Raw genomic sequence first — 21,283 nt, forward strand, 5'->3', positions numbered from 1 at the left:
GGTGCTTGCCTCTATTTGGCGGTTGACTTCATCCAGTAATCATTTATTAGCCCGTAAAAGCCATGTGTATTTTTTATCCTCATCGATAGCCTTGTTCTGTTTGATTCGACTTAGAATAGACTTAAACATCGTTAACCCATCCTGGCTTTCACTCATTCGTTCGGCATCAAAGTATTTCATATAATCACCTAAAAACTCTGATTTCATTGTATATATTTCATCCAAGATGGACATAACCTCAGTTTTAAATAGTTCCGGTTCGTTGCGTGACAAGCTTAGCTTGGTTTTAATTTTTTCGACCAATGTTTTATTAGCACATAAATACTCATTATAAAAATCCCCTGGAATAAATAACTTGGGATTAAAAACCCAAAGCTCATCGACTAATTTTGATACCTTTTTCTTTTCATTATTAATAAAATCAGGTTGCTGGCATACTAATAATAAATCTTCAATTTCACAATTTGTGATAATGGTCGAACTTTTGCCATCATTCGAAGCGAAATAATACAGCCTATTAAACGCTTTATACATATCTATTTTACGTTCAAGATTAGATAATCTGCTGAATGTTAACGATGTCTTTTTCATTGGCAATGTTCTTAGTATTCTGCACGGTAGGTTTTAAGTTTAGACTTTTCTTACAATATTTAACAAACTTCTCCATATTAGGTATGTCTAAATCAGTATCAGTTAAGCCTACTTTATTTTCATCAGGTGTTAACTTTTTCTTCGCAGATTCAATAATATTTTCAGCATAATTAATGCTTAACGTTTTGTCATTCGAATCAAGATAACTTTGAAATACTATGTTATTTTTAAAGAAAAATATTTTTTTCTTTATATTTTCAATGTTATTACTGACTGCTTCACGTTCTAACTTATTTTTCTTAATGTCTTTAACTGCATCTAAAGCAGTGGAAATAAGATTTCCACATTTCATTTTCTCAACATTAGTATGAATATCTATCTGTCTAACTATTTCATTAAGCTGAATTAACCCTTTTAAATTTTCTATTATATTGATAGCATCATCAATTAATTTATAGTCCGCAACTATTTTATCATAATCTAAACATGCCAATATCTTGTCAAGAGACTTTAATTCATCAATTGTTTTTACATATGGCGAAGTCGTGTATTTTTTTACTATCCTGATACCAGAATCATTACAAAATTCTTGTATTCCTCCTTCTTCTCCTGGCTTGAGTTGTATTGCCAAATGAGGATAGCCATCAGCCATCAGGACAACCCGCTCTAGCTTAACTAGCTTATCATCATTATTGTAGATTATTCTAACGAAACAGTTTTTTTTCTCCGTTGAGGAGTTAATGACTCCGTTACTTATCGTGTTGTAAATGAAATCCTCTCTGCTGTTTACTCCATTGCTATTTTTATTCCAGTCAATTTCATTGATTTCATCATTATTACTTTCATCACCATATTTCTCAAAACCATTTAACCTTAATCTTTCTATTATCTCTTCATCATAATCTGTTAACCAACATTGCTCGGGATTTATCGTTATAGACTTGTCATTGTACTTTATATCTATAGCTTTAATTTTTTTCCCACCCTTGATTTTAAGTTTTTCCTCATCCCACTCAACCTCGCAGTGAAAACAATACTTAACTTTTTCTCTTATCTCATCTGGTAGTATTTCTTCTAATACAGTCAACATTTCAACCGGGCTGTTTGTCAAATGGTTTTCATGTGTAAGGCTATTTAACTTAGCTAGCGCACAACCTTTCGTTTCTTGGCAAGTTATCAATCTAATAAAATCTATAAATTTTTCCCACAGTGTTAATTGAGCTTTAAACTCATGAGGTTTTACTTGAAGAGAATATAAATCATTTTCACTTAATTTATTACTGGAAAAATACCCTGCCGTAATATCGCCCATAGAGATCCTCCTATACAATTTTGTATAACTCTACCTCCTGCAATAAAAATTTCTTTTATATAACACCCTATTTTATAAAGTATGCCCTTTTAAAAGAGCAGCTATACCCCTATATAAGTTGTTGGTTTTTGTCTGGCGAAAATCGCTTACAATAGTGCGTTAACATCACTCATCTGCATCAGGGCTTAATAGCAATATGGAACAGTTTGAAACAATCAGTGTTGAGCAGGCGTACAGCCGTTTGAAAGAAAATAACGCGGTATTGGTGGATATTCGTGACCCACAAAGTTATGAAGCAGGTCATGCGCCAAGCGCATTCCACCTGACCAATAGCAGCCTGCATACCTTTATGCAGCAGACCGATTTTGAACAACCGGTGATGGTGATGTGCTACCACGGCAACAGCAGCAAGGGTGCTGCGCAGTATTTGCTCCAGCAAGGTTTTGATGCGGTTTACAGCATTGACGGTGGTTTTGAAGCCTGGGCCAGAAGCTATCCGCAAGAGGTGGTGTCTGCCGTTAGCTAATACTCGCCCAATTGTGATATTTTTAAGCGCCTTAATCGCATTTATAAGATTTATAACTTCACGTTAGAATGAAAAAAATATGATCCGTGTGATAGCAATCTCTAATCTACGTCTGGCGCAGGCCTTTGTTGATTATATGGCCACCCGCAATGTGCCGCTGGAACTCCGGCCCGAGACTCAGGGCGCTGAGATCTGGTTAGCTGATGATGAGCAACTCCCCCTGGTGCAGCATGAGCTGGAGCAGTTTTTGCTTGATCCGCTGAATCCGCGCTATCAAGCCGCCAGTTGGCAATCGGGGAATTTGCACTCTAATTTGCCCTATCAGCGGTTCTCCTACCTCCAGACACTGCGCAGCCAGGCCGGGCCACTGACTCTCAGCCTGATGGTGCTGTGTATCGCCGTCTATATATTGATGCAGATCTTCGGCGATTATGCCGTGATGTCCTACCTTGCCTGGCCCCGCGATAGTAGCCAATATCTGCAAATCTGGCGTTGGGTCAGCCATGCCTTCCTACACTTTTCACTGCTGCATATCCTGTTTAACCTGATGTGGTGGTGGTATCTCGGTGGGCAGATGGAAAAACGACTTGGCACCAGCAAGTTGCTGGTATTAACTATCGTTTCCGCCCTGTTCAGTGGTTGGGGGCAGTCGCTGTTTAGTGGCGTGAACTTTGGTGGTCTTTCTGGTGTGGTCTATGCCTTAATGGGCTATGTCTGGCTGACTGGCGAGCGCGCACCCGAGCGTGGTATCTCGCTACCCCGCGGCTTGATGGCTTTTTCTGTTCTCTGGCTGGTTGCCGGATATTTCGACATTTTAGGTTTATCGATTGCCAACGCCGCTCATGTCTCAGGTTTGATTATTGGCTTATTAATGGCATTCTGGGATACGCGCAGCAGCGTAAGAACCGCACAATAACTGCCTGGAATAACTAGGCGCATTAGGGGATTATCGTGAAGCAAACGCAGCGGCATGATGCGATTATTGAACTGGTACGCCAGCAAGGTTACGTCAGTACTGAAGAGTTAGTGGAGCATTTTACCGTTAGCCCGCAAACCATCCGCCGCGACTTGAATGATTTGGCGGACCAAAACAAGATCCACCGCCATCACGGTGGTGCGGCGCTACCGTCCAGTTCGGTTAACGCCGCTTATAACGATCGCAAAGTGATGTGGTCGGAAGAGAAAGCCCGCATTGCGCAACGTGTTGCCAGCCAGATCCCCGATGGAGCGACACTCTTTATTGATATCGGCACCACACCTGAAGCGGTTGCTCACGCGCTGATGAACCATAAAGGTCTGCGGGTGGTGACCAACAATCTTAACGTGGCCACCTTGCTGACTGCCAAAGAGGATTTTCGCCTGATTTTGGCTGGCGGTGAAGTCCGCACCCGCGACGGCGGGATTATTGGCGAAGCCACACTGGATTTCATCTCTCAGTTCCGCCTTGATTACGGCATCCTTGGTATCAGCGGCATCGATATGGACGGCTCGCTGTTAGAGTTTGATTACCATGAGGTGCGCACTAAGCGGGCGATTATCGAAAACTCCCGTTGTGTGATGTTGGTGACTGACCACTCTAAATTTGGCCGTAACGCGATGGTGAATTTGGGGAATATGAATTTGATTGATTATCTGTTCACGGATCAAATGCCCCCCGCCAGTGTGATGAAGATTATTGAGCAGCATGATGTTCAATTGGAGTTATGTTAGCGGTTGATATTCGGTTGGTGATCACCTGACCCTCGCCGCCTCAACCGAGCAGGAGGGCAGGCCGGCCCTCCTGCACCTGCGGCTTGCGCGAAATATTGCCCTGCGGGTAAACCTCCCACGTCTTTCGGGCTGACGAGCCAGCGCGATGGGCATCCCTGCCCAAGCGCGCTTTTCTCGGGCGTCCTGCCCGCTCACTCTACCCTCTATCCTCGTCGGCAATATTCCTGATTGCGCTCAAGGTCAAAAGAGAAAGTCAAAATCAAAACCCTGTTTTTAGGTTTTGAAGTTAAAAGCACATTTGAGCTGCCGAGCGAAGAGTGGAGCAAGGGAAATCCGCCATGGACGGCGGATTTAGGCGTCATGAGCAGGGATGCGAATAAAGCCGTCCCGCCAGCGAAAGGATGAGTCGAGGGAACCTGCGAAGCAGGCAAGCGATACGTGCGCTAGCGCAGGGGTTCCAAGGGGGTTACGCGCTTGTAACCCCATTGGCGGTTGAGGCGCTGGAGGCCAAGTGAACGCCGATCTATTGCGCAGGCAAGGTGAGCCGTGAAGCTATAACAACCGAACCAATCACCAAGCCAAACTTCAACTCAACCGATCAAAACCCACTTCCCCCCCACATCCTGATAACAAAACTGTTACCTCCATCACGGGTGAATGTTTTTTTTTGGTTAACTCTTGGCTTGTTTGTTGGTTTTTGATTACAATCGTGAGCGAAAACGAACATTAAAGAGCTGTTTCGAACATCTGGAGGAAGGAAGCATGGAAACCAAAGACTTGATCGTGATCGGTGGCGGCATTAATGGTGCCGGTATCGCTGCTGACGCTGCAGGGCGTGGCCTGTCCGTTCTGCTGCTGGAAGCACAAGATTTGGCCTGTGCGACCTCTTCCGCCAGCTCCAAACTTATCCACGGTGGCCTACGCTATCTGGAACATTATGAGTTCCGTTTGGTGAGTGAAGCGCTGGCCGAGCGTGAAGTGCTGCTGAGACTGGCCCCCCATATCGCCTTCCCAATGCGCTTTCGCCTGCCGCATCAGCCCCATCTGCGCCCCGCCTGGATGATTCGCGCGGGCCTGTTCCTGTACGACCATTTGGGTAAACGCACCACTTTACCCGCCAGTAAAGGGCTGCGTTTTGGGCCAGAATCAGTATTGAAGCCCGAGCTGGTGCGCGGTTTCGAATATTCTGACTGCTGGGTAGATGATGCCCGTTTGGTGGTGCTAAATGCGCAGGAAGTGGTCGAGCGTGGTGGTGAAGTTCGTACCCGCACCAAAGTGACCCGCGCATGGCGCGAGCAAGGTTTATGGATGGTTGAAGCCGTCGACGTGAACAGCGGTAAAACCTTTACCTGGCGCGCTAAAGGCTTGGTGAATGCGACCGGCCCATGGGTTAAGCAGTTCTTCGACGATGGCCTGAAGCTCAAATCGCCTTATGGTATCCGCTTGATCAAAGGTAGCCATATTGTGGTGCCACGGGTTCATAACCAGCCGCAAGCCTATATTCTGCAAAACGAAGATAATCGCATTGTCTTCGTGATCCCCTGGTTGGACGAATACTCCATCATCGGCACCACTGATGTCGAGTACCACGGCGATCCGAAAGATGTGAAGATCGACGATCAGGAGATTGATTACCTGCTTAAAGTCTATAACGACCACTTTAAGAAGCCGTTGGGCCGCGACGATATCGTCTGGACTTACTCAGGTGTGCGCCCGCTGTGTGACGATGAATCAGATGCGCCGCAAGCGGTTACCCGCGATTACACCTTGGATGTGGCGGACGAAAATGGCAAAGCACCACTGCTGTCAGTATTCGGCGGCAAACTGACCACCTATCGCAAACTGGCAGAGCACGCGTTGGAAAAACTATCGGCCTATTATCCGAATGTTGGCCCCGCGTGGACTAAAACTGGCGCGTTACCGGGCGGCGATATTGGCGGTAATCGTGATACCTACACCGTGCATTTGCGCCACCGTTACAATTGGTTGCCCGAAGCGCTAGCCCGCCGCTATATCCGCACCTATGGCAGCCACAGCGAGCTGATTTTGGCAGATGCCACCAGCATCGAAAATCTGGGTGAACACTTCGGCCATGGTTTGTACGAAGCTGAGTTGCGCTATTTGGTCGAGAAAGAGTGGGTAGTCGAACTGGATGATGCTATCTGGCGTCGCACTAAGCTGGGCATGACCCTGGATGAAGCACAAAAACAGCGCGTTGCTGAGTGGTTAGCCGCAGAGCAAGGGAAGAAACAGCAGACTCTTTCGCTGGTTTCCTGATAGCGAATTCAAATAGTTAAGCTTTATTTAGGCTCAAAAAAACCCTCTTCACCGTTTATGGCTGAAGAGGGTTTTTGTTATTGGGCAAGTGAACAGCCTACCGCTTCAAGCAGCAAGGGTATCGCTACAGGCGGATAGGCTTAATATGCCAAATCTCATCGGCGTACTCTTGAATGGTCCGATCGGAAGAGAAATAGCCCATATTGGCAATGTTGAGTAAGGCTTTGCGCGTCCACTCATCAGGGTGGCGATAGAGCGCATCGACTTTATCCTGCGTGTCGACATAGCTGCGATAATCCGCCAGCAATTGATAGTGATCACCCAAGTTCACCAGCGAATCAAACAGGCTGGTGTAGCGTTGAGGCTCTTCTGGGCTGAAGGTGCCGGTGGCAATCTGCGTCAGAGCCAGATGTAACTCCGGGTCTTCATCATAATATTTCCGTGGGTTATAGCCGCTATTGCGCAGCGCCTCCACCTGCTCAGTCGTGTTGCCAAAGATAAAGATATTATCCGCGCCGACATGTTCGCGTATCTCGACGTTCGCCCCATCCAGTGTGCCGATGGTCAGCGCCCCGTTCAGGGCAAATTTCATGTTACTGGTCCCCGATGCCTCAGTGCCCGCCAGCGAAATCTGCTCAGAGAGATCAGCCGCCGGAATAATCAGCTGTGCCAGACTGACACTGTAGTTCGGGATAAATACCACTTTCAGCAGATTATTGATCCGCTGATCACTGTTGATCACCTTCGCGACATCATTGATCAGACGGATAATTTGCTTCGCGTTGTAGTACGCCGATGCCGCTTTACCGGCAAAAATCACCACCCGTGGCACCCACTTTTCGTCAGGCGCTTCGAGAATACGGTTATAACGGGTGATCACATGTAGCACATTCAATAATTGCCGTTTGTACTCATGGATTCGCTTGATTTGGACATCAAACAACGCCGCCGGGTCCACCACAATATTCAATTTTTGAGCGATATAGATCGCCAGCCGTTTTTTGTTCTCCAGCTTGGCTTTGCGTAACGCCAGCAGAAAACTGGGGTAATCGAGGTTCTTTTCCAGCTCGCTAAGTTGGCTCAAATCCGTGCGCCAGTTGTGGCCGATACTGTCATCCAGTACCGCCGCCAGTGGTCGGTTAGCCAGCCCCAGCCAGCGCCGTGGCGTGACGCCATTGGTTTTATTGCAGAAGCGGTTAGGGAAGATGCGGGCAAAATCAGCAAACAGTGACTGCACCATCAACTCCGAATGCAGGGCTGATACGCCATTCACTTTATGGCTGGCGATCACCGCAAGCCAGGCCATGCGTACTTGTCGACCATGGGTTTCATCAATAATGGATACCCGCGCTAACAGTTCGGGTTCGTCCGGATGCTGCTCCTGCACCAGCTTGAGGAAATGATCATTGATATCAAAGATAATTTGCAAATGCCGTGGCAGGATCTTGCCGATCATGTCGATTGGCCAGGTTTCCAGCGCCTCAGTCATTAAAGTGTGGTTGGTGTAGGAGAAGACTTGTTGCACCACATCCCACGCATCCATCCAGCTAAATTTGTGCTCGTCGATCAACAGACGCATCATTTCAGGGATAGAAAGCACTGGGTGAGTATCATTCAGGTGAATGGCAATCTTATCCGCCAGATTGTCGAATGTCTGGTGCATGGTCCAGTGGCGGTTGAGGATATCCTGCACCGTCGCTGACACTAAAAAGTACTCTTGCCGCAGGCGCAGTTCGCGTCCGGAATAGGTTGAGTCATCGGGGTAGAGCACCCGCGATACGTTTTCTGAATGGTTTTTATCTTCAACTGCCGCAAAGTAATCGCCCTGATTAAATTTACCCAGATTGATCTCATTACTGGCCTGCGCAGACCATAAACGCAGGGTATTGGTTGCATCAGTATCAAAACCGGGGATGATTTGATCATAAGCGCAGGCGAGAATCTCTTCCGTTTCCAGCCAGCGGGTTTTGCTGCCCTCTTGCTGAATTCGGCCACCAAATCGCACTTTATAGCGGGTATTGTGCCGTGGGAACTCCCAGGCATTGCCATACTCCAGCCAGTTATCCGGCGACTCCATCTGTTGGCCATTCACTATTTTCTGGCTGAACATGCCATATTCATAGCGGATACCATAACCGCGCCCCGGCAGTGCCAATGTGGCCAGCGAATCCAGGAAGCAGGCCGCCAGACGGCCCAAGCCCCCATTACCTAAACCGGGGTCATTCTCTTCCTGTAACAGTTCGGAGAGATTGAGGCCCATCTCATCTAGTGCCTGCTCGATATCTTCATAAATCCCCATCGATAACAGTGCATTAGAGAGTGTTCTACCCAATAAAAACTCCATCGACAGATAATAAACCTGCCGGACGTCTTGTGATAACTGTGCGCGGTTAGACCGGAGCCAGCGCTCAACCATCCGGTCACGTACTGCAAATAGAGTGGCATTCAGCCAGTCGTGCTGAGTCGCAATGGTGGGGTCTTTACCCACAATAAACATCAATTTATAGGCAATGGAGTGTTTCAGTGCATCCACACTGACAACGGGTGAGGTATAACTGAACGGTGATGTCATAGCGGTTTTCCCCATTCGTGGTGATAACAAATCGTGGTGACGACAAATCGGCCATCAGAGACGCCGATAAAGTGACAGATATTCTGCCGCTGCTACTTGCCAACCAAAGTCTAACCCCATGGCGTGGCGCTGGACATGACGCCAATGTTTTGGCCGGCTCCACAAGACAAAAGCACGGCGTATTGCCCGAACTAATGCCTGCGCATCGCATTCATCAAACACAAATCCCGAGGCGCTGCCATCGGCTAGATTTTCCAGCGCGCAATCCACCACGGTATCTGCCAACCCGCCCGTGTGCCGGACCAGTGGCAAAGTGCCATATTTCAAACCATACAGCTGCGTTAGCCCACATGGCTCAAAACGGCTCGGCACCAGAATCACATCTGCACCGGCAATTATTCGGTGAGAAAATGCCTCGTGATAACCAATTTGTACCCCAACCTGGCCGGAGTAGTCTGCTGCGGCCGCCAAAAATGCCTCTTGTAAAATTGCATCCCCTGCACCAAGAACCGCCAACTGTCCCCCCAGTTGCAGTAGTTCGGGCAAGGCTTCCAACACTAAATCCAACCCTTTTTGCGCGGTCAATCTGCTGACCACCGCAAAAATAGGCCTCTTTTCCGTCACCTCTAACCCCATCGTGGTTTGCAGGTGTACCTTGTTCACCGCTTTCTCTTGCAGGTTCTCCGCGTCATAACATGCATGTAGCAAGGTATCAGTCTGTGGATCCCAAATACCACTGTCTACCCCATTGAGTATCCCAGTCAATCTCCCTTGACTGGCGCGCTCTTGTAATAATCCTTCCATCCCATAGCCAAACGCAGGCTGGGTAATCTCTTTGGCGTAGGTCGGGCTGACAGTGGTGACATGATCAGCAAAGAACAACCCCGCTTTCAGATAGGAAATTTGGCCGTAGAACTCTAGCCCATACATGTGGAAAAATGCAGCAGGCAGCTGTAACTCAGCCAAGTGGTGTGGTGAAAATAGCCCTTGATAGGCTAAATTATGGACGGTAAATACCGAACGTGCCGGGCGACCCCGCGCCGCCAGATAAGCGCAGGCCAATCCGGCATGCCAATCGTGGGCATGCACCACCTCCGGACGCCAGTAGCCATCCAGTCCGCACGCCAGCTCACAAGCCATCCATCCCAGCAATGCAAAACGGCGATAGTTATCGGAATAAGCATGCAACGATTGATCGTGATAAGGGCTACCGGCCCGATCATAGAGACCGGGGGCATCAATCAGATAGATCCCAATACCCTGGAACTGGCCGTAACGTAATGAAACCCGGCCAGCAAAGGTATCAATCTCCCTCACTAACACGGTATCCGGAATGCCGCGGCGCAAGTCAGGAAAGGCGGGTAGCATGACCCGCACATCCGCCCCCTCAGCAATTTCGGCGGCAGGTAAAGCACCAACCACGTCCGCCAATCCCCCTGTTTTTAATAAAGGAAATAGCTCAGAACATACGTGTAGTACCCGCATTTTCACTCCCACTAATCGGATAAAAAATAGCCCTATTTGGCGGCTAACTTGGCGAGCATCGCCCGAGTCACTAACACCACCCCCCCCTCTGAACGGTAAAAACGGGCGCTATCTTCATCGGCGTTTTCCCCGATCACCATCCCTTCGGGAATGTGACACGCCCGGTCAATAATGCAACGGCGCAAGCGGCACGAGCGCCCGACATTGACATCCGGTAGCAGCACAGTGGAGTCGATAGTGCAAAATGAGTTCACCCGCACCCGAGGGAACAGCACCGAATGCACCACCACTGAGCCGGAGACAATACAGCCGCCGGAGACCAGTGAGTTCATCGTCATGCCATGGCTACCAGAGCGGTCTTGCACAAATTTGGCGGGCGGCAGGGGTTCCATATGGGTGCGGATTGGCCAGGCACGGTCATACATATCCAGCTCAGGAGTGACCGAAGCCAAATCGAGGTTAGCCCGCCAATAGGCATCCAGGGTGCCGACATCACGCCAGTAAGGGGGCATATCCGCATTGGAGGTGACGCAGGAGAGATCAAACGGATGCGCCCACGCGGCTTTTTGCGCCGTGATTTTCGGGATCAAGTCTTTGCCGAAATCATGGGTAGAACCGGGGGTATTCCGATCCTCTTCTAATAACTTAAACAGATAATCGGCATTGAAAATATAGATCCCCATGCTCGCCAGCGCCATATCAGGGCGACCGGGCATGGCGGGTGGATTAGCCGGTTTTTCATAAAAAGCGGTCACCTGAAAATCGTCAGCTACCTCCATCACCCCAAATTCAGAGGCCTCACTAATGGGAACCGGAATACAGGCGACGGTGCACTCTGAATCTTTCTCCACGTGATCTATCAACATGCGCGAGTAATCCATCTTGTAGATATGATCACCAGCCAGAATGACAATATATTCCGCATCATAGCGGCGAATAATATCCAGATTCTGGTAAACCGCATCTGCCGTGCCTTTGTACCACTGCTCGGTACTGAGGCGCTGTTGGGCGGGCAGGAGATCCACAAACTCGTTCATCTCCTCATTGAGGAATGACCAACCGCGCTGAATATGCTGAACCAGTGTATGGGACTGATACTGGGTAATGACACCAATGCGGCGGATACCGGAGTTCAGGCAATTAGATAGTGCAAAGTCGATGATGCGGAATTTGCCGCCGAAATGTACCGCCGGCTTGGCACGAGTGGCGGTCAAATCTTTCAGCCGCGAACCACGACCACCAGCTAAAATCAGCGCCACCGTTTTATTCGGTAATTGTCTGGCTAACATCAACGGGTCTTTATTTTCGAATTTAACCATGGCTGACTCCTTAAGATTTCTGTACGAGCACGCAAATGTCATGCGCGGCTCCACTCCATACGGTTAATGGCCCCTCATGCTCTGATGGCCCAAAAGGAGGAATCGCCTCCCACTCTCCCGCAGGTAAGTGCATGTCACAGGGTTGGTCAGTGGCGTTAATCACCACCAGCCAGCGCTGAGACAGCAAGATTTGCAGCTGTTTCTGACGACCCTGCTCCCAAGCGGCATCACTCAACTCTTGCCCCTGACTATCCAGCCACTGCACATTGCCATCACCCTCCTGCCACCATGAATCTTTGATCAAGGCCGGAATTTGCTGGCGTAGCCGAATAAGCTCAGCGGTAAATGCCGTTAATGCTTTATCCGCACTGCCCCAATCGAGCCAGGTGAGGATGTTGTTTTGGCAATACGCATTATTATTACCTTGCTGGCTATGACCATGCTCATCACCGGCCAGCAACATCGGCGTTCCCTGCGACAGCAACAAGGTGGTGAGTAAAGCCCTCTGGCACGATTGACGCCGTTGCCAAATAGCCTCGTCAGCCACTAAACCTTCGCTGCCAAAATTATTGCTAAGATTGTTATCACTGCCATCACGGTTCTCTTCGCCATTGATCTCATTGTGCTTTTGGTTAAAACACAGCAAATCCTGCAAGGTGAAACCATCATGGGCGGTAATTTGATTGATGCTGGCGGAGGGCAAGCGCGCCCGCTGTTCGAACAGCGCACTGGAGGCGGCAAAATGCTGGGCAAACAGCCCTAGTGGCAAGTCATCGCGCAACCAAAAACGGCGCATCGCGTCGCGATATTGGTCATTCCACTCGCTAAAACCGGTGGGGAACTGCCCCAATTGATAGCCACCCAAGCCGATATCCCAAGGCTCGGCAATCATCTTGCAGCCACTAAGCCGCTCATCGGCGGCTAATGCAGCAAACAGCGGCGCGTGGGGATCAAACGCCGGAGTACGGCCCAAAACCGTCCCTAAATCAAAACGAAAGCCATCAACGTGGCAGCTATCGACCCAATAGCGCAGACACTCCACCACCCACTGCGTCACATAAGGGTGATTAAGGCACAGCGCATTGCCGCAACCGGTCATATTGTCGTACTCGCCCTCAGGGGTGAGCCAGTAGTAGCTGGCGTTGTCGATACCGCGTTGACACAGCGTGGGGCCGAAAACGTCTAACTCAGCGGTGTGGTTGAACACCACATCGAGAATCACCTCAATACCGGCGTTGTGTAGCGCTTTGACGGCATCTCGCAGCTCTTGTAGCGGAGAGACGCCCTCACGGCCCGAGGCATAATCAGGGTCTACGGCAAAGGGGGCCAGCACGTTGTAGCCCCAGTAATTACTCAGCCCCATTTTCTGCAACCGTGGTTCATCGACGTGGAATTGCACCGGCAGCAGTTCCAACGTGGTAATACCCAGTTTTTTCAAATAGTTAATCATAGCCGGATGGGCCAAACCGGCATAAGTCCCGCGCAGGTCACTGGGGATATCGGGATGCAGTCGGGTTAAGCCGCGCACATGGGCTTCATAAATCACCGTATTGCCCCAAGGAATGGTTGGAGACCTATCCCCCTGCCAGTCATATTCTTCATGCACCACAATACATTTAGGCACTGCGGCCGCACTCTCCCGCTCATCAGGTTGATTGACTCCACCACTTAAGCGCGGGTCATCAGCCACTTTATGATCTAAGGCGTGGGCGCAGGGGTCTATCAATAGTTTATGCGGATTAAAACGGTGGCCTCGCTGTGGATCAAATGGCCCGCTGACTCGATAACCGTAGCGCTGCCCCGGCCTCCCTCCGGGGAGATAACCATGCCAAATATCACCGGTGCGAGCGGGTAATGGGATGCGCAGCTCCTGATTATTATCATCAAATAGGCACAGCTCTACCTGTTCAGCATTAGCTGAAAACAGGGTGAAATTTATCCCCGCCCCATCAAAATGTGCGCCCATTGGGGTCGGGAAACCTTGAGTCAGATTGACCATCCTACCCCTCCCGCAACAGATAAATCGTCGACAGTGGTGGCAGGGTTAGCAGCAGTGAGTGCGCGTGGTTATGGCTACGCACATCATGGCTATGAATCCCACCCTGATTACCTATATTGCTGCCACGGTAAAATTCAGAGTCAGAATTCAGCACTTCACGATAATGGCCACCCTGCGGAATGCCCACGCGGTAGTTATAGCGCGGCACCGGGGTGAAATTACTGATGGCAATCAATTCACCGCCGTTTGCATCGCGGCGCAGGAAGGCAAACACGGAGTTTTCATGGTCATCCACCACCAGCCATTCAAAACCTGCGGGTTGATAATCTAGCTCATAGAGTGGCGCATGTTGTTGATAGCAATGGTTTAGATCACGAACGAAGCGCTGCACCCCTGCATGCCAGCCGTTTTCATCATCCAGCAGATGCCAGTCCAAACTGGTATCGAAATTCCACTCGCGCCCCTGCGCAAACTCGCACCCCATAAACAGCAATTTTTTGCCGGGATGCGCCCACATAAAGGCGTAATAGGCGCGCAGGTTAGCAAATTTCTGCCATGCATCTCCCGGCATACGATCCAGCACAGAGCGCTTACCGTGCACCACCTCATCATGAGAAATAGGCAAGATGAAATTCTCGGTATAGGCATACAACATCCCGAAAGTCATCAAATTATGGTGGTATTTGCGGTGAACCGGATCGCACTGCATGTAATTGAGCGTATCGTGCATCCAGCCCATATTCCATTTGTAGTTAAAACCTAATCCACCGGCATCCGGCGGCAATGTCACCCCAGGGAAGTCCGTCGACTCCTCAGCCATGGTTACGCCACCGGGGCGCTCAACACCAATGGTGTGATTGGTGTAGCGCAGGAAAGCAATCGCCTCCAGATTCTCCCGCCCGCCATAATAGTTAGGCACCCACTGCCCTTCGGCCCGGCTATAATCGCGGTAAATCATTGAGGCCACGGCATCAATGCGCAGTGCATCAATGCCAAAACGCTCCATCCAGTAAAATGCATTACCCGCCAGATAGTTACGGACTTCATTGCGGCCATAGTTATAAATCAGGGTATTCCAATCCTGATGATAGCCCTCACGCGGATCGGCATATTCATACAGCGAAGTGCCATCAAACTGGGCTAAACCGTGTTCGTCGCTGGGGAAGTGACCGGGAACCCAATCCAGAATGACGTTAATCCCCGCCGCATGGAATTTGGCGACGAAATCTTTGAAATCCTGCGGCGTACCAAAGCGGCGGGTCGGGGCATACAGCCCTAATGGCTGATAACCCCAGCTGCCATCAAAAGGGTGCTCGTTTATCGGCAGCAGTTCGACATGGGTAAACCCCATATATTTGACATATTCGACCAGTTGATCGGCCAATTCGCCGTAACTGAGCCAAAAGTTATTATCAGTATGGCGACGCCATGAACCAAGGTGCACTTCATAGATAGAGAGCGGTGAGCGCAAATCATTGGCTTTTTGCCGTCTGGCGGTATTGGGCACCACCTCAGGCAATGGGCTGATTATCGACGCGGTTTCTGGGCGCATCTGTGCTTTAAACGCATAAGGGTCCGCTTTCAGCCGCATCTGATCATTGCTGTCAATGATTTCAAATTTATACAGTTGCCCGACCTCTACACCGGGTAGGAATAGCTCCCAAATGCCATTTTCTCGGCGTAACCGCATCGGATGGCGGCGACCATCCCAAAAGTTAAACTCACCCACCACCGAGACCCGTTTGGCATTAGGTGCCCAAACCGCAAAGCTGACACCGGCCACGCCATCAAGAGTCATCAGATGCGCGCCCAATCGCTCATAAGGACGTAAATGAGTGCCCTCGGCTAACAGCCAACTATCAATATCCTGCAATAATGTGCCGAAACGGTAGGGATCTTCGATGATCTGTGGAGTTTCTTGCCAGGTCACGGCAAGCTGGTAACGAAACGGACTTTTACGGCGAGGAAGTTTGGCGATAAAAAAACCGCGTGGGTCTTCACGGGTCAGTTGAACAAGGTTGCGCCCAGTTTCCGTTTCGACCAACCAGACTTCTTTAGCATCTGGCAGCAGTGCGCAAATCTGTAACCCCTGCGCAGTTTGATGCATTCCCAATATGGAAAAAGGATCGGCATAGTGGCCGGAAATAATTTGATTAATCACCTGACGATCGGGAAGTACTGGCATGGCATTCTTCCTATGATTAATGGCATGATATTTGGACAAATTCTGAACAATTCAATTCGAAAATGCCCTTTTCATCATGCAATCCATTTAATGTTTAAAGCGTGATTAAGGTCAATGATCAACCAATAAGTTGATTTAATGTCCAAATACGTTTTTTCTCTAAGGTTAATGCGCAATCAACCGCGTTTTCTTACCCAAACTCTAAGCATAGTCAAAGGACGCTAAAAAAATTGGCGAATGCCTAATGAAATTTTTTCTCACGTCAATCAGGCATAAAAACGACGTTTACACTCCGTAGGAAGTGGGCCGCTAACATAAAAATCCTAAGTCATGACATAAAAATAGCGGGGTCAGCATTCGTCCTAAGAAATAGTGGAAATAGGGAACTGGACTAATGTTTGGCGAGATAAGGTCTTTTTTTACTTAAAAAGGGTGGCAGTTAAAATTTTCCACACCAAAATGTGGGTATAATCGCGCCCAAAATAACCCATCCCAGACAATATTGTGGTCATCTAACATGGGCGTCAGCCAGGTCGAACTGATTTTTTCCCTTCTGCAACAGATGTGTGTCTATCTGGTTATTGCCTATCTGTTGAGTAAAACGCCGCTGTTTATCCCTTTAATGCAGGTGACTATCCGGTTGCCCCACAAACTGGTGTGCTACCTCACCTTCTCCATGTTTTGCATCATGGGCACCTACTTTGGCTTGCATATTGAGGACTCAATCGCCAACACCCGTGCCATTGGTGCGGTGTTGGGGGGTGTTCTGGGAGGGCCGTCGGTCGGGTTTCTGGTGGGGTTGACTGGCGGGTTACACCGCTACTCCATGGGCGGGATGACGGCCAGCGCCTGTATGCTATCCACCGTCGCCGAAGGGCTATTAGGCGGCTTGCTTCACAGCTATCTGATCCGTAAAAACCGCCTTGATCTGCTGTTCCAACCACTGGTAGTTGCTGGGGTGACACTGGTGGCTGAAGTCCTGCAAATGCTGATTATTCTGGCCGTTGCCCGCCCATTCAATGAGGCCGTCGAACTGGTCGAGAACATTGCCCTGCCGATGATGATCACCAATACCATTGGTGCTGCCATGTTTATGCGCATCTTATTGGATAGGCGAGCTATTTTCGAAAAATATACCACCGCATTTTCAGCCAAAGCCTTGCAAATAGCTGCGCGGGCGGAGGGGTTACTACGTCATGGTTTTGACCAGCAAAACAGTATGCGGGTGGCGCGTATTTTGTATGAGGAGCTGGGTGTTGGCGCAGTTGCCATCACTGACCGTGAGAAGCTGCTGGCTTTTATCGGCACCGGTTCTGACCATCATCAGGTCGGCAGTGCTATCACCTCAGACCACACCCACCGGGCGATTGAGCTGAATCAGGTGGTCTATGCCGATGGCAACGCGGTGCCCTATACCTGCTCCATCTCCCCCAGTTGCAAGCTTGGCTCCACACTGGTTATCCCCTTGCGGGGCGAAGAGCATCGGGTGATTGGCAGCATCAAGCTGTATGAGCCAAAAAGTAAATTGTTCTCCAGTATTAACCGCACACTGGGCGAAGGCATTGCTCACCTGCTATCGGCACAGATTCTGGCCGGTGAATTTGAACAGCAGAAACAGCTACTGGCGCAATCCGAAATAAAATTGCTCCACGCGCAGGTCAATCCTCATTTTCTGTTTAATGCATTAAATACTTTGTCAGTGGTAATCCGCCGTAATCCAGACCATGCCCGCAAGCTGGTGCTCTCACTGTCGACATTCTTTCGCAAGAATCTTAAACGCAGCCACGATGTGGTGACGCTGAGTGATGAAATTGAACATGTGAAGGCGTATCTGGAAATAGAAAAGGCGCGCTTTGCTGATCGTCTGAGTGTTGAAATAGCATTGCCGGATGAATTAATGGAGGCCCGCTTACCCGCATTCTCCCTGCAACCGGTGGTCGAAAATGCGATTAAGCACGGGACATCACAGATGTTCAGCCATGGGCGAATTACCTTGCACGGTAAACTGGATAACAGCGTACTTATATTGGCGGTGGAAGATAATGCCGGATTGTATCAACCGCGCCCTAATGGTGATGGTTTGGGGATGAATCTGGTCGATCGGCGAATTAAAGTCCGCTATGGCAAGGAGTATGGCGTCACTGTTATTAGTGAGGTGGAAAAATTCACTCGGATTATTATTAAATTACCCTTTATTACGGCGAGTGAGTGACCTCTCCCACTCAAGCCAAGGTAATAACACGATCAACTGAAGCAATGGTTGATGAGCAGTGATCACTCGGGTTATTGCTGATAATAATCGGGTTGTTTTACCGTGCCTGGATTCAAAATATTATAATTCTGTGGTGGAATAATTATTTTGGGTGATGACTTAATCAAATAGATAACACATATTACTATTGCAATGAATGTGTAATAGATTTTTTTCATGGTGACATCCTATATCATAAACATCTTCTTCCCTATATTTCGAGATAATACCACCATATCTAATCACACATGATTTAAATATATATATTCAATGCAAAAATCAAATGCCAGCTATATATTCATACCATCAATTAAGTTAAAAAAACCCTGACCATTGGATCAGGGCTTTTGGGTGATTTCTTGCTATCCGATCACGCTGAACAACTGATTACAGCAAAATCCGCAGCATACGGCGCAGTGGTTCTGCAGCGCCCCATAGCAACTGGTCACCGACGGTAAAGGCGGAGAGATATTCCGGCCCCATATTCAGTTTACGCAGGCGGCCAACTGGGGTGTTCAGTGTACCGGTGACGGCCGCAGGGGTCAGTTCACGCATACTCAGCTCGCGGTCGTTCGGAATAACGCGAACCCAATCATTGTGTGTCGCTAGCAGTTGCTCGATTTCCGGCAATGGTACATCTTTTTTCAGTTTCAGGGTGAATGCCTGGCTATGACAGCGCAGTGCGCCGATGCGAACACACAGCCCATCAACCGGGATCACGCTGCCAGTATTCAGAATTTTATTTGTCTCAGCCTGGCCTTTCCACTCTTCGCGGCTCTGACCATTATCTAGCGCTTTGTCGATCCATGGGATCAAGCTGCCAGCCAGCGGCACACCAAAGTTATCCGTCGGCAAAGTACCACTGCGGGTGGCGGCGGTCACTTTACGTTCAATATCCAAAATGGCCGATGCAGGGTCCTGCAACTCTTTTGCCACCCCAGCATGCAACATACCCATTTGCGTCAGCAACTCGCGCATATGACGCGCGCCGCCGCCGGATGCCGCCTGGTAAGTGGCAACCGATGCCCACTCAACCAAATTATTCGCAAACAGCCCCCCCAGAGACATCAGCATCAGGCTGACAGTACAGTTACCACCAGCAAAAGTCTTGATGCCTTTATCCAGACCCTGCTTAATTACATCGTGGTTAACCGGGTCAAGAATGATGATCGCGTCATCTTGCATCCGCAGTGAAGAAGCCGCATCAATCCAATAACCCTGCCAGCCCGCTTTACGCAGCTTTGGATAAACTTCGTTGGTATAATCCCCCCCTGGCAGGTGATAATAATATCCAATGCACTCAATGCATCAATATCAAAAGCATCTTGCAACGTGCCCTGCTGGCCGGTGAATGTCGGCGCAACCTGACCGTGTTGAGAGGTAGAGAAAAAGACCGGGCGGATACCGTCAAAGTCGCGTTCTTCAATCATGCGTTGCATGAGGACTGAGCCGACCATACCGCGCCAGCCGATAAAACCAACGTTTTTCATGTTTACTGTCCTGCCTTGGAGGGTGACACCGATTAATGGATAGCTCTCTTGTCATCTACACGTTGTATAGGGTATAGCAGACTGACTAAGATAGACGTCATACCACCTTACAAAATATGGACAAAGTGGCAAGTTAAATTATTCGATACCAGAATGATTCAAAGCAATCTTCCTAATATGTGACTTTGACTGGCTGGAAACGCCAGTCGTTTTGATTATTTTGAGGTAATAATGACAGAGATGATTGCAGCAACTGTATTGCTGTTTTTGATTATGGACCCACTAGGAAACTTACCGATTTTTATGTCGGTGCTCAAGCATCTGGAGCCGAAACGGCGGCGAGTGGTATTGATCCGCGAATTGCTAATCGCACTCGTATTGATGCTGATTTTCCTGTTTGCGGGTGAGAAGATTCTGGCGTTCCTGAATCTGCGAACCGAAACTGTGTCGATATCTGGCGGTATCATTTTGTTTTTAATCGCCATTAAGATGATTTTCCCTTCACCCGAAAGCAGTGTCACCGGGCTATCGGCTGGGGAGGAACCCTTCCTGGTGCCGCTGGCCATTCCCTTAGTCGCAGGCCCATCCATTTTGGCGACGCTGATGCTGTTATCGCATCAATATCCTAATCAACTCAGCCACTTGGTGCTGGCATTGATGATTGCCTGGGGTTTATCCGCTGCGATTTTATTGATGTCGAATCTGTTCCTGCGCTTGCTCGGGAATAAAGGGGTCAGTGCGCTGGAGCGGCTGATGGGGTTAATTTTGGTGATGCTATCGACGCAGATGTTTTTAGATGGCGTGCGGGCGTATTTGAGCAAATAAGCTCTACCCACCAATGTGATAACCAAAGCGGGGCGCACTGCCCGCTTTGAATTTTCAGCCGTTGACGGTGAGAGTGGTTCAGTTCCGCCCTTCCAATGCTGACACACAGCGCCGCACCACCTCATCAATATCTGCATCAATATCCACGCAAACCACATCCGGCTCCTCTGCACCTGGCTCTTCCAGTGCTTCAAACTGACTTTTCAGTAGGTCGGTTGGCATAAAGTGGCCGGACCGTGCTTTGAGCCGCTCCATGATGACGTCAAAACTGCCTTTTAGGTATAAAAATACCATTCCCTGATTACCCTCCCGCAGGCGATTGCGATAGCGGCGTTTCAGTGCTGAGCAGACAATAATGCCAGTTTCATTTTTATGGTTCAGGCTATAGGCCGCATCACTCAGGCGCTCCAGCCACGGCATACGATCCTCATCATTGAGAGGATGCCCACTGCCCATTTTCTGAATATTGGCGCGAGGATGCAGGTCGTCGCCATCAATAAATTTGGCATCAATTTGGCGGGCCACAGCTTCTCCCACCGTGGTTTTACCGCTGCCCGATACGCCCATCACGATAATGCTATGTCCTGCCATAATTTTGATCTCTATCTCAGAATGGGAATTTTACCGCTCTCTATGGTTCCGTACTTTACCATGTTACCGGTATCATGATACCGGTAACAAATGGCGGTGTGACTTTTATCACATAGAACTTTTATCACACCGAATAGAGCATCGTTATTA

At 49.1% G+C, this 21,283-nt stretch carries 14 protein-coding genes and 1 pseudogene; 6 read left to right on the forward strand and 9 right to left on the reverse strand.

Features of this window, described 5'->3' with window-relative positions:
- Positions 1-39: 39 nt before the first annotated feature.
- Positions 40-591, reverse strand: a complete 552-nt coding sequence (locus HRK25_RS05420; protein ID WP_143707652.1) for a hypothetical protein — start codon at positions 589-591, stop codon at positions 40-42.
- Complete coding sequence (locus HRK25_RS05425) at positions 554-1,903, reverse strand: hypothetical protein (RefSeq protein WP_005279430.1); 1,350 nt, start codon at positions 1,901-1,903, stop codon at positions 554-556. Before HRK25_RS05425 ends, HRK25_RS05420 begins: the two co-directional genes overlap by 38 nt.
- A 196-nt stretch (positions 1,904-2,099) precedes the next feature.
- On the opposite strand from HRK25_RS05425, the gene glpE reads away from it, so the two are divergent.
- The 4 genes from glpE (at position 2,100) to glpD (ending at position 6,416) form a co-directional block, all read left to right on the forward strand.
- Positions 2,100-2,429 (forward strand): thiosulfate sulfurtransferase GlpE, encoded by a 330-nt coding sequence (glpE, locus tag HRK25_RS05430; protein ID WP_005279432.1) that lies wholly within the window; start codon positions 2,100-2,102, stop codon positions 2,427-2,429.
- Between the two features lie 79 nt (positions 2,430-2,508).
- Positions 2,509-3,345, forward strand: a complete 837-nt coding sequence (gene glpG / locus HRK25_RS05435) for a rhomboid family intramembrane serine protease GlpG (RefSeq protein WP_005279434.1) — start codon at positions 2,509-2,511, stop codon at positions 3,343-3,345.
- Positions 3,346-3,380: 35 nt separating this feature from the next.
- A complete protein-coding gene (locus HRK25_RS05440; RefSeq protein WP_004878022.1) occupies positions 3,381-4,139 on the forward strand; it encodes a DeoR/GlpR family transcriptional regulator in 759 nt (252 codons plus the stop codon).
- Positions 4,140-4,901: 762 nt separating this feature from the next.
- The gene (gene glpD / locus HRK25_RS05445; RefSeq protein WP_005273602.1) at positions 4,902-6,416 is read left to right on the forward strand and encodes a glycerol-3-phosphate dehydrogenase; all 1,515 of its coding nucleotides are present in this window, start codon (positions 4,902-4,904) and stop codon (positions 6,414-6,416) included.
- 124 nt (positions 6,417-6,540) lie between these two features.
- On the opposite strand, the gene glgP is transcribed toward glpD, so the two are convergent.
- Genes glgP through glgB form a run of 5 tightly spaced genes read right to left on the reverse strand, consistent with a single transcriptional unit; the run spans position 6,541 to position 15,976 of the window.
- Entirely contained in the window at positions 6,541-8,988 is a 2,448-nt protein-coding gene (glgP, locus tag HRK25_RS05450; protein WP_032897587.1) for a glycogen phosphorylase, read from the reverse strand.
- Positions 8,989-9,042: 54 nt separating this feature from the next.
- Positions 9,043-10,473: a glycogen synthase GlgA gene (gene glgA, locus HRK25_RS05455; protein ID WP_032897584.1), complete on the reverse strand. Its 1,431-nt coding sequence runs from the start codon at positions 10,471-10,473 to the stop codon at positions 9,043-9,045.
- A gap of 32 nt (positions 10,474-10,505) precedes the next feature.
- Complete coding sequence (gene glgC, locus HRK25_RS05460) at positions 10,506-11,792, reverse strand: glucose-1-phosphate adenylyltransferase (RefSeq protein ID WP_005273593.1); 1,287 nt, start codon at positions 11,790-11,792, stop codon at positions 10,506-10,508.
- Positions 11,793-11,802: 10 nt separating this feature from the next.
- Complete coding sequence (gene glgX / locus HRK25_RS05465) at positions 11,803-13,791, reverse strand: glycogen debranching protein GlgX (protein WP_005273590.1); 1,989 nt, start codon at positions 13,789-13,791, stop codon at positions 11,803-11,805.
- A 1-nt stretch (position 13,792) separates the two neighbouring features.
- Positions 13,793-15,976, reverse strand: a complete 2,184-nt coding sequence (gene glgB, locus HRK25_RS05470) for a 1,4-alpha-glucan branching protein GlgB (RefSeq protein WP_032897581.1) — start codon at positions 15,974-15,976, stop codon at positions 13,793-13,795.
- Positions 15,977-16,493: 517 nt separating this feature from the next.
- Between glgB and HRK25_RS05475 the strand changes: the two genes are divergently transcribed.
- Positions 16,494-18,188 carry a sensor histidine kinase gene (locus HRK25_RS05475; RefSeq protein ID WP_005273586.1) on the forward strand — a complete coding sequence of 565 codons (1,695 nt, stop codon included), beginning with the start codon at positions 16,494-16,496 and terminating at the stop codon, positions 18,186-18,188.
- A 426-nt stretch (positions 18,189-18,614) separates the two neighbouring features.
- On the opposite strand, the pseudogene asd reads toward HRK25_RS05475, so the two are convergent.
- Positions 18,615-19,717, reverse strand: a pseudogene (gene asd, locus HRK25_RS05480) (aspartate-semialdehyde dehydrogenase).
- A 231-nt stretch (positions 19,718-19,948) separates the two neighbouring features.
- On the opposite strand from asd, the gene HRK25_RS05485 reads away from it, so the two are divergent.
- Positions 19,949-20,542, forward strand: coding sequence for a YhgN family NAAT transporter (locus tag HRK25_RS05485; protein WP_005273576.1), 594 nt, complete (start codon positions 19,949-19,951; stop codon positions 20,540-20,542).
- A gap of 78 nt (positions 20,543-20,620) precedes the next feature.
- On the opposite strand, the gene HRK25_RS05490 is transcribed toward HRK25_RS05485, so the two are convergent.
- The gene (locus tag HRK25_RS05490; protein ID WP_005273573.1) at positions 20,621-21,133 is read right to left on the reverse strand and encodes a gluconokinase; all 513 of its coding nucleotides are present in this window, start codon (positions 21,131-21,133) and stop codon (positions 20,621-20,623) included.
- Between the last annotated feature and the right edge of the window lie 150 nt (positions 21,134-21,283).

Source organism: Yersinia bercovieri ATCC 43970 (genome assembly GCF_013282745.1).
GTDB classification, from domain to species: domain Bacteria; phylum Pseudomonadota; class Gammaproteobacteria; order Enterobacterales; family Enterobacteriaceae; genus Yersinia; species Yersinia bercovieri.

What these genes read in the sequence shown, in the direction of transcription:
- HRK25_RS05490 (WP_005273573.1), bottom strand. Translation starts at nt 21,133, where the DNA reads ATGGCAGGACATAGCATTATCGTGATGGGCGTATCGGGCAGCGGTAAA.
- HRK25_RS05425 (WP_005279430.1), bottom strand. Translation starts at nt 1,903, where the DNA reads ATGGGCGATATTACGGCAGGGTATTTTTCCAGTAATAAATTAAGTGAA.
- glpE (WP_005279432.1), top strand. Translation starts at nt 2,100, where the DNA reads ATGGAACAGTTTGAAACAATCAGTGTTGAGCAGGCGTACAGCCGTTTG.
- HRK25_RS05475 (WP_005273586.1), top strand. Translation starts at nt 16,494, where the DNA reads ATGGGCGTCAGCCAGGTCGAACTGATTTTTTCCCTTCTGCAACAGATG.
- glpD (WP_005273602.1), top strand. Translation starts at nt 4,902, where the DNA reads ATGGAAACCAAAGACTTGATCGTGATCGGTGGCGGCATTAATGGTGCC.
- glgA (WP_032897584.1), bottom strand. Translation starts at nt 10,473, where the DNA reads ATGCGGGTACTACACGTATGTTCTGAGCTATTTCCTTTATTAAAAACA.
- glgX (WP_005273590.1), bottom strand. Translation starts at nt 13,791, where the DNA reads ATGGTCAATCTGACTCAAGGTTTCCCGACCCCAATGGGCGCACATTTT.
- glgC (WP_005273593.1), bottom strand. Translation starts at nt 11,792, where the DNA reads ATGGTTAAATTCGAAAATAAAGACCCGTTGATGTTAGCCAGACAATTA.
- glpG (WP_005279434.1), top strand. Translation starts at nt 2,509, where the DNA reads ATGATCCGTGTGATAGCAATCTCTAATCTACGTCTGGCGCAGGCCTTT.
- glgP (WP_032897587.1), bottom strand. Translation starts at nt 8,988, where the DNA reads ATGACATCACCGTTCAGTTATACCTCACCCGTTGTCAGTGTGGATGCA.
- glgB (WP_032897581.1), bottom strand. Translation starts at nt 15,976, where the DNA reads ATGCCAGTACTTCCCGATCGTCAGGTGATTAATCAAATTATTTCCGGC.
- HRK25_RS05485 (WP_005273576.1), top strand. Translation starts at nt 19,949, where the DNA reads ATGACAGAGATGATTGCAGCAACTGTATTGCTGTTTTTGATTATGGAC.
- HRK25_RS05420 (WP_143707652.1), bottom strand. Translation starts at nt 591, where the DNA reads ATGAAAAAGACATCGTTAACATTCAGCAGATTATCTAATCTTGAACGT.